Genomic DNA, 12,528 nt, shown 5'->3' with positions numbered 1-12,528 from the left:
AGGCGTGATCCGGATTCAGGTCGCGTCCTGTATTGCACATCCATCCTGCTGGTGTAGCGTGTCTGCTTTGCCTCAACCGATACGGAGAACCCCTTTGGACGATATCACCCACCTGGCAGCAACCCTGGGTCAGCAACTGTTGGCAGCGGGCGCGCAGGTCAGCACGGCCGAATCCTGCACCGGAGGCGGCATCGCTGAAGCCATCACCCGTATCCCCGGAAGTTCGGCCTGGTTCGAGGCCGGGTATGTCACCTACTCCAACCGGCAGAAGACCCGACAACTGGCGGTGCCGGAAGCGTTGTTCGCCCAGGTCGGCGCCGTCAGCCGCGAAGTGGTCGAAGCCATGACCAGGGGCGCGCAGGCCAACAGCGGTGCGCAGTTTTCGGTCGCGGTCAGCGGGGTGGCCGGGCCGGACGGGGGCTCTGCGGAGAAACCCGTTGGCACGGTGTGGGTCTGCTGGGGCGTGGCGGAACGATTGATCGCCGAGCGCTTTCTATTTGCAGGTGACCGTGATGCGGTCCGCCGACAAACGGTGAGCGCCGCGCTAGAGGGGCTTGTACGCCTCTCTCGCGGAGAAATACCAAATCAGGGGTAGGCGCGCGTCAGACCCTGTGGAATAATACTGGCTACTTATACAGTTATATCGGCCGTCAAGGCCTAACCTATTACGAGAGGATTCAATGGACGACAACAAGAAGAAAGCCTTGGCTGCGGCCTTGGGTCAGATCGAGCGTCAGTTCGGCAAAGGTGCCGTAATGCGCATGGGTGACCATGACCGCCAGGCTATTCCTGCTATCTCCACCGGCTCGCTGGGTCTCGATATCGCACTCGGTATCGGTGGCCTGCCAAAAGGCCGGATCGTTGAAATCTACGGCCCGGAATCTTCGGGTAAAACCACCCTCACTCTGTCCGTCATCGCAGAAGCCCAGAAAATGGGCGCCACCTGCGCATTCGTCGACGCCGAGCACGCGCTCGATCCAGAGTACGCCGGCAAGCTGGGCGTCAACGTCGATGACCTGCTGGTTTCCCAGCCAGATACCGGCGAACAAGCCCTCGAAATCACCGACATGCTGGTGCGCTCGAACGCGATCGACGTCATCGTTGTCGACTCCGTGGCCGCCCTCGTACCAAAAGCTGAAATCGAAGGCGAAATGGGCGACATGCACGTCGGCCTGCAAGCCCGACTGATGTCCCAGGCGCTGCGCAAGATCACCGGTAACATCAAGACCGCCAACTGCCTCGTTATCTTCATCAACCAGATCCGTATGAAGATCGGCGTGATGTTCGGCAGTCCGGAAACCACTACCGGCGGTAACGCATTGAAGTTCTACGCGTCGGTTCGTCTGGACATCCGCCGTACAGGCGCGGTCAAGGAAGGCGACGAAGTCGTCGGTAGCGAAACCCGCGTCAAGGTCGTCAAGAACAAGGTGGCCCCACCGTTCCGTCAGGCTGAGTTCCAGATTCTTTACGGCAAGGGCATCTACCGTAACGGCGAGATCATCGACCTCGGCGTGCTGCACGGTCTGCTGGAGAAGTCCGGCGCCTGGTACAGCTACCAGGGCAGCAAGATCGGTCAGGGTAAAGCCAACTCCGCGAAGTTCCTGGCGGACAACCCGGAAATCGGCACCACCCTCGAAAGGCAGATTCGCGAGAAACTGCTGACCGCAGCGCCTGATGTGAAGGCTCAATCGTCCCGCGTAGCGGCAGACGATGTGGCTGAAGTCGAAGCTGACGCGGACATCTGATCCCCGCCATGCCGGCTGTGCTTGATACGCCCGTCGCTGTAAGGCGTACTGCAATGGACCTGCTCGCACGACGCGAGCATGGTCGTGTCGAGCTGACGCGCAAACTGCGTCAGCGCGGCGCTCCCCCCGAATTGATTGACGCAGCGCTCGACCGTTTGACGGAAGAGGGGCTGCTGTCCGAATCCCGATACCTCGAAAGCTTCGTTTCCTACCGTGCCCGTTCTGGCCACGGCCCTTTGCGCATTCGCGAAGAGCTGGGGCAGCGCGGTTTGCCGCGTCCGGACATTGAACAGGCGTTGCGTGAGTGCGGCGTCGACTGGTGGGAGAAGCTGGAAGCGCTGTGGCAGCGCAAGTTCAGCGGCCAGTTGCCCAGAGATGCCCGCGAACGTGGGCAGCAGATGCGTTTTCTGAGTTATCGCGGATACCCGCCCGAGCTGATTGGTCGTTTGCTGAGTGGCAAGGGCAACGACGACTGACGCTTGATCTGCCTGAAGGCGCGCAGACGCGCCCTCAAGCATTCACCCTCACATCGATTTCACAGGCTGGGTCTGCTGAGAAGGTGCAGGTGTCGCCCAGTTCTCCTCCAGATTTATGCAGTCCACCAGTTCGCGCAAGCGGCCATGGTTGCGGCCGTTGAACGCGAACGCCAGACGCGTGAGATGGCTGAACTGCGCTTCGTCATATTCGTCCTGATGGCTGTATTGCTGGAAATCCCCACTTAACCGCAGATCGGCGAACCTGTCCTGCAGGGCGTTCAGCGCCTGTTCGCTCAAGGCGTGATGCATGCGGATGACGAAGGTATTCTTCAGCCAGCGGCTGGAGTGGAAGTTGCTGTAGAAGCGGTTGATCTCGGCGACAGCCTCACCGGCGCTGTACACCAGCTTCATCAGGTTCATGTCCGTGGGCAGAATGTATTTGTTCGCCTCCAGCTCATTTTTGATGAAACCGAGAGCGCCTTCCCAGAACGTCCCGCCGGGTGCATCCAGCAGCACGATGGGAACCAGCGGGCTTTTGCCGGTCTGGATCAGCGTCAGTACTTCCAGTGCTTCATCGAGGGTGCCAAAACCGCCGGGGCAGAGCACCAGCGCGTCGGCCTCTTTGACGAAAAACAGCTTACGTGTGAAGAAGAAGTGGAACGGCAGCAGATTCCCGGTGCCATCCACGGTCGCATTGGCGTGCTGCTCGAACGGCAGGGTGATGTTGAAGCCGAGGCTGTGATCCAGGCCGGCGCCTTCGTGGGCCGCGGCCATGATCCCGCCACCAGCGCCGGTGATGACCATCAGGTCGGAGGCTGCCAGTTGCTTGCCCAGTTCACGGGCCAGCGCATAAACAGGATGCTCCAGGGGGGTACGGGCTGAGCCGAACACGGTGACCTTGCGCCGGCCTTTGAATCGTTCGAGCACCCGGAAGGCATTCTCCAGCTCGCGCAACGCTTGCAGGGTGATTTTGGCATTCCAGCGATTCAGGTCGTCCTGAGCCATGCGCAGGACGGTCAGAATCATGTCGCGGTAGAGCGGAAGGTTGGGGCTGTCCGGGGCGACCGAACCGAGGAGTTCTTCGACTTTGGGGGTGAGGTCGATTCCGTTGCTCTGAAAGTGCTGAGACAACGCGTCACTGGGTACGTACGGCATTCACGCTTTCTCCTTCTGCAGAATCATTGACCGCCGCCAGGTGGCGGGATCGCGACGCGTCATGCGTCGGCGTGCGCAGCGCATCCGAAAGAAAGGGAGGCGTCAGACCTGCGCGGCGCCCGATTCTGGGCTAATCCGTGGTTGAAAAGAGAAAACATTGATGGCAACCGGCGCCGCAGGCAACCCTTTCTTGCATGCAAAATGTGATGAGGTATCAGGGGCACGGCGAAACGAAAAGCAGGCACCAGGATCAGCGATCAAGCAGCGCGCGAAAAGTGCTGAGTGGCGGGGATTTGAATAGTGGAAGTACCGGGGAGGGGAGAGCAAGACTGCGCGTTGAAAGGATTTCGAAACGCGCAGCCCATAAAGCGCGTTACATCACTTCTTGTGGGCAGGGGGCTTGGCAGCGCAATCCGCCGCTTTGATTTCCTGCGTCGTGATGAGCTTGTTGGTTTTGTATTCGGTGAACTGGTAACGCAGGATCGCGCCCTTGGCCATCAGCTGACGATAACCGGCATTGCGGCACACGCTACCGCCCAGCTGACCGCGGACGTCGTCAGGGTTTTCGCGCATCTGAGCCGCCTGGCCAGACTGCACGCTCAGGTGGTTGATCAGCATCTTGCCTTCAACGGTGTAGCCTTCGTCGAGGATGTCTTCGTTGATGGCGCGTGGCGTACCGACACTGCTTTCCTTCGCGACTTTATCAAGCATCTGGCTCAGTTCGTAATCCTGTTTGGACGCCGCGTTGGCGCACAGTGGAGCGACGAGCAAAAGCGTGAGAGTGGGGGCGATGAGGCGCAGCATTGAATTCTCCTGGTGCGTGGACGGGTGATGCAGAGGCTGGCCGTTGGACCGGCGACATCCCGAGGCGTTCACTGGGGGAGTGAGCTCTCAGGGCCGGGCAGTATAGGGGAGGAGCCTTGGCGGACACCAGAGAACACGGCGCGTCGGGCGGGTCTGATAGAATGCCGCGACCTCTCGACCTGCCGGATACCCTCGTGTCACTGCCTTCTTACCCTTCGATGACCCCGACTCTTTTTCACAGAAACTCTGTCGCATGTCTGAGAGATGAGCGGGAGGAGGAGAGTACCAAGCCTTACCTTGCTCGCGGATCACGTGCGCCCAGGTGCCCGTACTGTCGAGTGATCGAAAGTCACTGCCTGTGCAGGTGGCGTCCCAAGGTCGAGGCAAAATCAGGGGTGTGCCTGATCATGACAACAAAAGAGGTCTTCAAACCCAGCAATACGGGTTGGCTGATCGCAGACGTGATCAAGGATAACCATGCGTTTGTGTGGTCACGCACCGAAGTCGATGAGAAGCTGATTGCATTGCTCAACGATCCGCAGTGGCAACCGTATCTGGTGTTTCCGGGGGAATATGTAGCGGCCGAGCGCCTCACCAATACCGTGACGATTAATCCGAATAAGAGACCGCTGTTCGTGCTGCTTGACGCTACATGGACTGAAGCGAGGAAAATCTTCCGTAAAAGCGCTTATTTTGACTCCATCCCCATTTTGAGCCTGATCCCCGAAAAGCTTTCACGGTACAAGCTCAGACGTTCCACGCGCAGCGAACATCTCTGTACCGCTGAAGTGGCCGCACTGTGTTTCGATCTGGCCGGCGACACTGAAGCAGCTTCGGCTCTAAGCTGCTACTTCGATGTGTTCAGTCAGCACTATCTAGGTGCCAAAAATCAGTTGCCCCTCGACTTGCTAAGCGATGCTCATCAAGAGCTCAAGGGCTATCTTGAGTAGTCATCAGTAAGGCTGGTGCCAGTGAGCCGTATCAAGACGGCTCGCATAGCAGCAGATATCAGGCGAGGGTTTTCTTCGGCCACAACTGCGCCAGCAGCATCCCGGCCAACATCAATCCGCAGCCGATATAGCCGCGCAGTTGCAACGCCTCGCCGAGAATCCAGGCGCCGGCGATGGCGGCGAACACGGCCTCCAGCGAAAGGATGATCGCGGCGTGGGAAGCAATGGCGTGTTTCTGCGCGACCACTTGCAGCGTGTAGCCGACGCCGACCGCGACGATGCCGCCGTAGAGCAGGGCAGGGGCCGCGTCGATGATCGCGCTGAGGGCAATCGGTTCGAAGAGGACTGCCAGCAACAGGCTCACCACCGAACACGTGGCGAACTGTAAGAAGGCCAGACGGATCGGGTCGTGGCGACTGGCAAACAAGCTGACCAACACCACATGCCCGCCCCACACGAACGCGCCGATCAACTGCAGCCAATCACCTGAGGCGACGTGAAAGTTATCGCCAATACTGAGCAGGCACATGCCGACCACGGCCAACAGGCAGCCCAGCCAGGTGCCCAGCCCGGTTTTATGGCCGAGCAGCAAGCCCAGCAGCGGAACGACAATCACGTACAGACCGGTGATGAAGCCGGAATTGGTCACGCTGGTAAACAGCAGGCCAACCTGTTGCAGGTTGATGCCCAGTGCCAGCGCCAGGCCCATGATGATGCCGGCGCGTAACATGCCACGATTGAGCAAAGGTTCCGGCACTCGGACCGTCTTGGCGTTGCGCAGAATCAGCGGGATCAGGCAGAGGGAGCCCAGCGCAAAACGCAGCCCCGAGAACAGGTACGGACCGATATGATCCATCCCGGCGGTCTGAGCAACAAAGCCGGTGCCCCAGATCAATGCGGTCAGGAGCATGAGCAAGTCCGCTCGCAGGGCATGGTTTGGCATGATGGCACTCGTCAGGTCGGGGGCGCAGACTTTGCCGTAAAGCGTCAGGCTTGACCACCCCGACTTCGCTGGGCATCCTTGGCGCCGCTCACGCACGGTCCCTGTGTCAAGATGTCGCGGGCTGCCTCATTAGGTGTTGAATTCGTCGGCGCTGAGTCACTTAAAGGATCATGAAATGCCATACGAAATCCTGATTGCCGACGACCATCCCCTGTTTCGCAGCGCATTGCATCAGGCGCTAAGCCTGGGGCTCGGGCCGGATGCAAGGCTGGTCGAGGCCGAGAGCATCGCCGATCTCGAAGCGCGACTGACCGAAAAGTCCGATTGGGATCTGGTCCTGCTGGACCTGAACATGCCCGGCGCCTATGGCTTTTCGGGCCTGGTGCTGTTGCGCGGTCAGTACCCGCAGGTGCCGGTGGTGATGGTCTCTGCTCAGGAAGAGGCTGCGGTGGTGGTCAAGTCCCGGGAATTCGGCGCCAGCGGTTTCATCCCGAAATCCAGTTCCCTCGAAACCATTCAGAAGGCTGTGCGAACGGTGCTGGATGGCGATGTCTGGTGGCCCCCGCAGGTCAACGAAAGCATCAGCGTGTCGCCGGAGGCCAAGGCCGCCAGCGAAGGCCTTGCCAGCCTGACGCCCCAGCAGTTTCGGGTGCTGACGATGGTCTGTGAGGGGCTGCTGAACAAGCAGATCGCCTACGAGCTGAGTGTGTCGGAAGCAACGATCAAGGCCCACGTCACGGCGATCTTTCGCAAGCTCAATGTGCGCACGCGAACTCAGGCGGCCTTGCTGCTGCAACAATTGGAATCCATTCCGCAGAGCTGATTCCCCTGAATCAGGCTGAACCCGGGCTATACGCGGTCGACCTTCACACTTTTTTGACCGTCGTCGCACTAGCCTCCACCGCTTTCATTCATCAGTAGTTTCCCTATGACGTCCCCATTCAAAGGCCAGACCGGCCTGAAACGTATTCTCAACGCATCTGGCTACTCCTTCGACGGCCTGACCGCTGCATTCAAAGGCGAAGCGGCGTTCCGTCAACTGGTGCTGCTCAACGTCGTGTTGATCCCGCTGTCGTTCATGTTTCACGTCAGCCGCGGCGAGCGCGCGATCCTGATCGCGGTGTGCCTGTTGGCGCTGATCGTTGAGCTGCTGAACTCGGCGATCGAAGCCGCGATTGACCGGATCTCTCTGGACCGTCACCCCTTGTCCAAAAACGCCAAAGACATGGGCAGCGCCGCACAGTTCGTGGCGTTGAGCATGATCGCCGTGGTCTGGGGCCTGATTCTGCTCGGCTGACAATCGCTTTTACAGTCGGGCTCCGCGTCAGGCGATGCTCGGCAGGACGATCTCGTCGCTGCGATTCACGCCCGCGGTGAATGAGCGGCAGAGGTCGAGGAATTCGCGAATGGCCGATGTCTGGTATTTCTGCTTGTGCCAGATGAAGTAGAACTGCCGCACCAGATCCAGCTCCGGCGTTTCAACGGCCACAAGGCTGCCCCGGCGGAAAGCGTCACGCAGGGCCAGACGCGAAATGCAGCCGATCCCCAGCCCGGACTCGACGGCGCGTTTGATCGCTTCGGTGTGTTCCAGCTCCAGCCTCACGTTCAGGCTGTTCAAGTGATGACGCATGGCCTGATCGAAAGTCAGGCGCGTCCCCGAACCCTGTTCCCGCAAGATCCACGCCTCGTGCGTCAGTTCCTCAAGGGACGCCCGGCCCTTTTTGGCCAGGGGATGCTGAGGGGCGCAAAACACCACCAGCTCATCCTCGACCCAGGTCTGCACTTCGATGTCGGGGTGGCTACAGTCACCTTCGATCAAACCCAGATCAATCTCGTAATGAGCGACCTGCTGAACGATGTTCGCCGTGTTTTGCACGTGCAGCTTCACCTGGCTCTCGGGGTGGCGCTGCATGAAGCTGCCGATCAGCAGCGTGGCGAGGTAGTTACCAATGGTGAGGGTCGCGCCGACTGCCAGCGAACCAAAGCCGGACTTGCCGTTGAGCAGGTCTTCGATCTCCTTGGCCTGATCCAGTAGCGCGACGGCCTGAGGCAACAGCTGCCGGCCGGTCGCGTTGAGGCTCAGTCGTTTACCGGCGCGGTCGAACAGCTGGCAGCTGGACTGGCGCTCCAGTTCGGTGATGGAGGTACTCGCCGCAGATTGCGATAAGGACAACAGGACCGCGGCGCGGGAAACGCTTTCCTGCTGGGCGACGGCGACGAAAACCTGGAGCTGACGGAGAGTAAATCGCATATCTATATAACCGATAACCTATATCTTGATAATTCAGTTAACAGATATTGTGTCTGCCACTAGAATGTCGCGCAATGGCGCACTGACCCGCGCAAGAATTTATCAGGAGCTCCCACGTACCATGAGCAACATGAATCACGAGCGTGTCCTCAGCGTTCATCACTGGAACGACACCCTCTTCAGTTTCAAGTGCACCCGTGATCCTGGCCTGCGCTTCGAGAACGGTCAGTTCGTCATGATCGGTCTGCAGCAGCCAAACGGGCGCCCGCTCATGCGTGCCTACTCCATTGCCAGCCCGAACTGGGAAGAGCATCTGGAGTTCTTCAGCATCAAGGTGCCGGACGGTCCGCTGACCTCGCAGCTGCAGCATCTGAAGGAAGGCGACGAGATCATCATCAGCAAAAAGCCTACGGGCACGCTGGTGCTGGACGACCTCAAGCCGGGCAAACACCTTTATCTGCTCAGCACCGGTACCGGTCTGGCGCCGTTCATGAGCGTCATTCAGGACCCTGAAACCTACGAGCGTTTCGAGAAGGTCATTCTCTGCCACGGCGTGCGTTACGTGAACGAAGTCGCCTACCGCGAGTTCATCACCGAGCACTTGCCGCAGAACGAATTCTTCGGCGAGATGCTGCGCGACAAGCTGATTTACTACCCGACCGTGACCCGCGAGCCGTTCGAAAACGAAGGCCGCCTGACCGATCTGATGCGCAGCGGCAAGCTGTTCAGCGACATCGGCCTGCCGCCGATCAACCCGCAGGACGACCGCGCCATGCTGTGCGGCAGCCCGAGCATGCTCGACGAAACCAGCGAAGTGCTCAACAGCTTCGGCCTGACCGTTTCGCCACGCATGCGCGAGCCGGGTGATTACCTGATCGAGCGCGCGTTCGTCGAGAAGTAATCGCGTTCGGATACGACCCAATCGCCGATGAATCATCCTCGCACTACCGCGAGGGTGACGTCATCGGCGAATAGGTCAGTACAGGCACCCGCCTTTTTGGGGTCTGAAAAAAACCGCCTGGAGGTCACGGACCAGGCGGTTTTTTTGTGGGCGGGTGTAAGCGGTTTATCAACCGGCGGCGGGGACGACTTCCAGCACGCAGATCACGCCTGCTTGCGGGTAATGCCAGCGCACGTCCAGATCCCAGAACTGCGCGCCGTAGCGTCGCTCTGGCGTGGGTGTCTGGTAGGCCGGTCGCGGGTCTTGAGCCAGGCACTGCTCGATCAGTTCGATCAGCGGTTCTTCGAGGCGCAGCCCCTGTTCGCGAGCCTGGGCCAGCGCCGCGTCTGCCCATTGCACCGGAATCATCTCCGGCGCGGCGGCGGCCATGCTGTTGCGCGCATCAACGATCACATCGGCATAAGGCACGTAGGGTTTGACGTCCAGCACCGGCGTGCCGTCCAGCAGGTCGATGCCTGACAGCCACAGGCGCCCGGCTTCGACCTTGTCCAGCTTGACCACCGACTGACCGATCCCGTTCGGCCGATGGGTCGCGCGCGTGGCGAACACGCCCATCGACTGATTGCCGCCCAGACGAGGAGGGCGCACCTTGAGTCGCGGCTTATCCTCCAGGGCCTGATGAAACAGAAACAGCAGCCAGACATGGCTGACCTGTTCGAGGCCCTGCACGGCGTCACCCTGATCAAAAGGCGCGACCAGCTCCAGCACGCCCCGCGCGGCAGGCGCCAGTTGCGGCTGCCGGGGAATGGCGAACTTCTCTTTGAAGCACGAGCGCATAAAGCCGATCGGCGAGACGCTGTAGGCCTGGGTCATCGACGGATCTGCAGCACTTAGCCGCGTACGCGCAGGGTCAGGCCGCGCAGGAAATTGCGCAGCAGCTGGTCGCCGCAGACGCGGTAGTTGGTGTGACCGGCCTTGCGGAACAGGGCGCTGAGTTCAGGCTTGGACACCGGGAACTCGGACGCCTTGAGGATGGCGTGCATGTCGTCTTCTTTCAGCTCGAAGGCCACACGCAGCTTTTTCAGGACGATGTTGTTGGTGATCGGCAGCTCGACAGGCAGCGGCGGGCGGCTCTCGTCTTTGCCACGCTTGAAGAACACCAGGCCGTCGAGGAAGTGCGCCATGACCTCGTCACTGCACGGCACGAAGCCTTCTTCTTCGTCTTTCTTCATGTAGGCCGCGACATCGGCTTTGGTCGCGTCGAACCCGCCGAGCTTGATGATATCGACCACTTTGGCGTCGTTGATATCAAGCATGTAACGGATGCTGCGCAGTACATCGTTGTTCATCATGGTGCGTGTATTTCCTGGAGATTCACAGATGAGCGCACGCAGGGTTGGATGCGGCGCTCATAAAGGGGGGATTCAGAATTTTTCTTTGTCGGTCATGTAGCGCCACTGGCCTTCAGGCACCTTGCCGATGGACACGCCGCCGATACGGATGCGCCGCACCGAAACAACCTTCAGGCCTACTGCCTCGCACAGTTGGGCAATAACGCCGGGCTGCGGGTTTTTCATGGCGAAGCGCAGGCGGTTTTCGTTCTGCCAGCTGGCTTTGACCTTCGGCAGTTCCTTGCCCTTGTAGGTCATGCCGTGGTTCAAGCGGTTGAGGCCGTGGGCAACCATGTCGCCCGAGATTTCGACGACGTATTCCTGCTCGATCTTGCTGCGGTCGTCGGTGAGTTTGCGCAGGATTTTCCAGTCCTGGCTGAACACCATCAGGCCGCTGGCGTTGGCTTGCAGCGTGGAAATCGCTTCCAGGCGCAGAAAGTGCCCTTTGAGGGGACGTCGACCGATGCTGTGGTCGGCGGACAACGTAGCGGGTGTGATCAACGCCAAGGCACTTTCAGGGGCCATGCCTGCAGGGGCGTTAAACAAAAGGGTAACGGATTCAGGCGTGTCGGCTTTTGCTTCCGCGTTCAGCACCACGGTCTGGTTTTCGACCTTGAACTGCGGCTCGTCGACGACAACGCCGTCCACCGTGACCCAGCCGCCTTCAATAAACAGCTCGGCTTCGCGACGGGAGCAGCCGACCAGCTCGATAAGGCGTTTGGAAAGGCGAATGGGGTCAGTCATGAGAAAAGCCGTAACAAAATGGAAAGGCGCCTATTGTACCCGCGCAGGCACCGTTAATCGCGGCCACATTGAAATTGCCTGGCGAATAAGCCTCCACTCGATGGATTTTTCCGGGAGCGACGCAGGTCTGCTCTCTATTCCTACATTGTCTGGAGCGAATTCATGACCAAATGGCTACCCGCCCTGCTGATGACTGTCAGTCTGCCGCTGCTCGCTGCGCAACCACCGGCCTACGGCCCACAGCTGGAAGGGTTTCAGTATCCGTTCCCGGCGCAGAACTTCAGCTTTGAATCCCAGGGTGCGCCCGTGCAGATGGGTTACATGGACATCAAGCCAACCGGCACTGCCAATGGTCGCAGCGTGGTGCTGCTGCACGGCAAGAACTTTTGCGGCGCTACGTGGGAAGGAACCATCAAGGCGCTGACGGGCGCGGGTTATCGTGTGGTCGCGCCGGATCAGATCGGTTTCTGCCGCTCCAGCAAACCGGCGGATTATAAGTACTCGTTTGAGCAGCTGGCGCAGAACACCAAAGCGCTGCTGACCCAACTGGGCATCGATCACGTCACCGTGGTCGGGCATTCAATGGGCGGCATGCTGGGGACCCGGTTTGCGCTGATGTACCCCGACCAAGTGGATCAACTGCTGCTGGTCAACCCTATCGGTCTGGAAGACTGGAAAGCCAAAGGTGTCCCGGATCGCAGCTTCGATGACTGGTACGCCCGTGAGCTGAAGACCAGTGCCGACAGCATTCGCAAGTATCAGCAGTCGACCTACTACGCCAATGAATGGCGGCCCGAGTTCGATCATTGGGTCGACATGCAGGCCGGCATGTTCAACGGCAACGGCAAGGAGGAGGTCGCCCGGGCATCTGCGCAGACCTACGGGATGATCTTCAATCAGCCGGTGTTCTACGACTTCGAGAAATTGAAAATGCCGACGGTGTTGTTGATTGGGCAGAAGGACAATACCGCCATCGCCAAGGACGCGGCGCCCGAGGAGTTGCGCAAGACGCTGGGCAATTACCCGGAGCTGGGCAAGGCCGCAGCGAAGCGCATCCCGCAGGCGACACTGGTGGAGTTCGCTGGGTTGGGCCATGCGCCGCAGATTCAGGACCCTCAGCAGTTCAACAAGGTGCTGCTGGAAAGTCTGAAGCGCTGATGCAGGGTTG

The 12,528-nt window shown here is 59.8% G+C and carries 15 protein-coding genes; 8 read left to right on the top strand and 7 right to left on the bottom strand.

Going from position 1 to position 12,528, the window contains the following annotated elements; translation table 11 throughout:
- Positions 1 to 94 precede the first annotated feature (94 nt).
- From IFT47_RS03550 to recX, 3 genes are all read left to right on the top strand, one after another.
- Positions 95 to 595: a CinA family protein gene (locus IFT47_RS03550; RefSeq protein WP_192170841.1), complete on the top strand. Its 501-nt coding sequence runs from the start codon at positions 95 to 97 to the stop codon at positions 593 to 595.
- Positions 596 to 680: 85 nt separating this feature from the next.
- Positions 681 to 1,745 (top strand): recombinase RecA, encoded by a 1,065-nt coding sequence (gene recA / locus IFT47_RS03545; RefSeq protein ID WP_065989790.1) that lies wholly within the window; start codon positions 681 to 683, stop codon positions 1,743 to 1,745.
- 8 nt (positions 1,746 to 1,753) lie between these two features.
- Positions 1,754 to 2,221 (top strand): recombination regulator RecX, encoded by a 468-nt coding sequence (gene recX, locus IFT47_RS03540; protein WP_122537389.1) that lies wholly within the window; start codon positions 1,754 to 1,756, stop codon positions 2,219 to 2,221.
- A gap of 48 nt (positions 2,222 to 2,269) precedes the next feature.
- Here recX and IFT47_RS03535 read toward each other — a convergent pair whose 3' ends face one another.
- Positions 2,270 to 3,376, bottom strand: coding sequence for an LOG family protein (locus IFT47_RS03535; protein ID WP_192170842.1), 1,107 nt, complete (start codon positions 3,374 to 3,376; stop codon positions 2,270 to 2,272).
- 378 nt (positions 3,377 to 3,754) lie between these two features.
- Positions 3,755 to 4,180: a quorum-sensing-regulated virulence factor family protein gene (locus tag IFT47_RS03530; protein ID WP_065989783.1), complete on the bottom strand. Its 426-nt coding sequence runs from the start codon at positions 4,178 to 4,180 to the stop codon at positions 3,755 to 3,757.
- Positions 4,181 to 4,398: 218 nt separating this feature from the next.
- Between IFT47_RS03530 and IFT47_RS03525 the strand changes: the two genes are divergently transcribed.
- Positions 4,399 to 5,130, top strand: coding sequence for a tRNA-uridine aminocarboxypropyltransferase (locus tag IFT47_RS03525; RefSeq protein WP_192171053.1), 732 nt, complete (start codon positions 4,399 to 4,401; stop codon positions 5,128 to 5,130).
- 58 nt (positions 5,131 to 5,188) lie between these two features.
- On the opposite strand, the gene IFT47_RS03520 is transcribed toward IFT47_RS03525, so the two are convergent.
- Entirely contained in the window at positions 5,189 to 6,073 is an 885-nt protein-coding gene (locus tag IFT47_RS03520) for a DMT family transporter (RefSeq protein WP_192170843.1), read from the bottom strand.
- Between the two features lie 175 nt (positions 6,074 to 6,248).
- Here IFT47_RS03520 and erdR point away from each other — a divergent pair, with 175 nt between their 5' ends.
- Both erdR and IFT47_RS03510 read left to right on the top strand, forming a co-directional pair.
- Positions 6,249 to 6,896, top strand: coding sequence for a response regulator transcription factor ErdR (erdR, locus tag IFT47_RS03515; RefSeq protein WP_065989781.1), 648 nt, complete (start codon positions 6,249 to 6,251; stop codon positions 6,894 to 6,896).
- A gap of 105 nt (positions 6,897 to 7,001) precedes the next feature.
- A complete protein-coding gene (locus IFT47_RS03510) occupies positions 7,002 to 7,370 on the top strand; it encodes a diacylglycerol kinase (RefSeq protein WP_192170844.1) in 369 nt (122 codons plus the stop codon).
- Positions 7,371 to 7,397: 27 nt separating this feature from the next.
- Here IFT47_RS03510 and IFT47_RS03505 read toward each other — a convergent pair whose 3' ends face one another.
- Complete coding sequence (locus IFT47_RS03505) at positions 7,398 to 8,324, bottom strand: LysR family transcriptional regulator (RefSeq protein ID WP_192170845.1); 927 nt, start codon at positions 8,322 to 8,324, stop codon at positions 7,398 to 7,400.
- A gap of 121 nt (positions 8,325 to 8,445) precedes the next feature.
- Between IFT47_RS03505 and fpr the strand changes: the two genes are divergently transcribed.
- Positions 8,446 to 9,225 (top strand): ferredoxin-NADP reductase, encoded by a 780-nt coding sequence (fpr, locus tag IFT47_RS03500; RefSeq protein ID WP_065989778.1) that lies wholly within the window; start codon positions 8,446 to 8,448, stop codon positions 9,223 to 9,225.
- 168 nt (positions 9,226 to 9,393) lie between these two features.
- On the opposite strand, the gene tsaA is transcribed toward fpr, so the two are convergent.
- The 3 genes from tsaA to IFT47_RS03485 all read right to left on the bottom strand — a co-directional run bounded on the left by tsaA (position 9,394) and on the right by IFT47_RS03485 (position 11,360).
- Complete coding sequence (gene tsaA / locus IFT47_RS03495; protein WP_192170846.1) at positions 9,394 to 10,098, bottom strand: tRNA (N6-threonylcarbamoyladenosine(37)-N6)-methyltransferase TrmO; 705 nt, start codon at positions 10,096 to 10,098, stop codon at positions 9,394 to 9,396.
- A gap of 17 nt (positions 10,099 to 10,115) precedes the next feature.
- Entirely contained in the window at positions 10,116 to 10,577 is a 462-nt protein-coding gene (locus IFT47_RS03490; RefSeq protein ID WP_074891250.1) for a DUF1456 family protein, read from the bottom strand.
- A 72-nt stretch (positions 10,578 to 10,649) separates the two neighbouring features.
- Positions 10,650 to 11,360 (bottom strand): rRNA pseudouridine synthase, encoded by a 711-nt coding sequence (locus IFT47_RS03485; RefSeq protein ID WP_133772785.1) that lies wholly within the window; start codon positions 11,358 to 11,360, stop codon positions 10,650 to 10,652.
- Between the two features lie 162 nt (positions 11,361 to 11,522).
- On the opposite strand from IFT47_RS03485, the gene IFT47_RS03480 reads away from it, so the two are divergent.
- On the top strand, positions 11,523 to 12,518 hold the full coding sequence (locus IFT47_RS03480) for an alpha/beta fold hydrolase (RefSeq protein ID WP_192170847.1): 996 nt from the start codon (positions 11,523 to 11,525) through the stop codon (positions 12,516 to 12,518).
- Positions 12,519 to 12,528 lie beyond the last annotated feature (10 nt).

The sequence above is a fragment of the Pseudomonas sp. CFBP 13711 genome, assembly GCF_014842265.1.
In the GTDB taxonomy this organism is placed as follows: domain Bacteria; phylum Pseudomonadota; class Gammaproteobacteria; order Pseudomonadales; family Pseudomonadaceae; genus Aquipseudomonas.
Note: the sequence above shows the minus strand (reverse complement) of the source record. Positions and strands in the feature narration are given on the sequence as shown.

What these genes read in the sequence shown, in the direction of transcription:
- IFT47_RS03525 (WP_192171053.1), top strand. Translation starts at nt 4,399, where the DNA reads ATGACCCCGACTCTTTTTCACAGAAACTCTGTCGCATGTCTGAGAGAT.
- IFT47_RS03480 (WP_192170847.1), top strand. Translation starts at nt 11,523, where the DNA reads ATGACCAAATGGCTACCCGCCCTGCTGATGACTGTCAGTCTGCCGCTG.
- fpr (WP_065989778.1), top strand. Translation starts at nt 8,446, where the DNA reads ATGAGCAACATGAATCACGAGCGTGTCCTCAGCGTTCATCACTGGAAC.
- IFT47_RS03510 (WP_192170844.1), top strand. Translation starts at nt 7,002, where the DNA reads ATGACGTCCCCATTCAAAGGCCAGACCGGCCTGAAACGTATTCTCAAC.
- erdR (WP_065989781.1), top strand. Translation starts at nt 6,249, where the DNA reads ATGCCATACGAAATCCTGATTGCCGACGACCATCCCCTGTTTCGCAGC.
- IFT47_RS03535 (WP_192170842.1), bottom strand. Translation starts at nt 3,376, where the DNA reads ATGCCGTACGTACCCAGTGACGCGTTGTCTCAGCACTTTCAGAGCAAC.
- IFT47_RS03490 (WP_074891250.1), bottom strand. Translation starts at nt 10,577, where the DNA reads ATGATGAACAACGATGTACTGCGCAGCATCCGTTACATGCTTGATATC.
- IFT47_RS03485 (WP_133772785.1), bottom strand. Translation starts at nt 11,360, where the DNA reads ATGACTGACCCCATTCGCCTTTCCAAACGCCTTATCGAGCTGGTCGGC.
- tsaA (WP_192170846.1), bottom strand. Translation starts at nt 10,098, where the DNA reads ATGACCCAGGCCTACAGCGTCTCGCCGATCGGCTTTATGCGCTCGTGC.
- IFT47_RS03530 (WP_065989783.1), bottom strand. Translation starts at nt 4,180, where the DNA reads ATGCTGCGCCTCATCGCCCCCACTCTCACGCTTTTGCTCGTCGCTCCA.
- recA (WP_065989790.1), top strand. Translation starts at nt 681, where the DNA reads ATGGACGACAACAAGAAGAAAGCCTTGGCTGCGGCCTTGGGTCAGATC.
- IFT47_RS03505 (WP_192170845.1), bottom strand. Translation starts at nt 8,324, where the DNA reads ATGCGATTTACTCTCCGTCAGCTCCAGGTTTTCGTCGCCGTCGCCCAG.
- recX (WP_122537389.1), top strand. Translation starts at nt 1,754, where the DNA reads ATGCCGGCTGTGCTTGATACGCCCGTCGCTGTAAGGCGTACTGCAATG.
- IFT47_RS03520 (WP_192170843.1), bottom strand. Translation starts at nt 6,073, where the DNA reads ATGCCAAACCATGCCCTGCGAGCGGACTTGCTCATGCTCCTGACCGCA.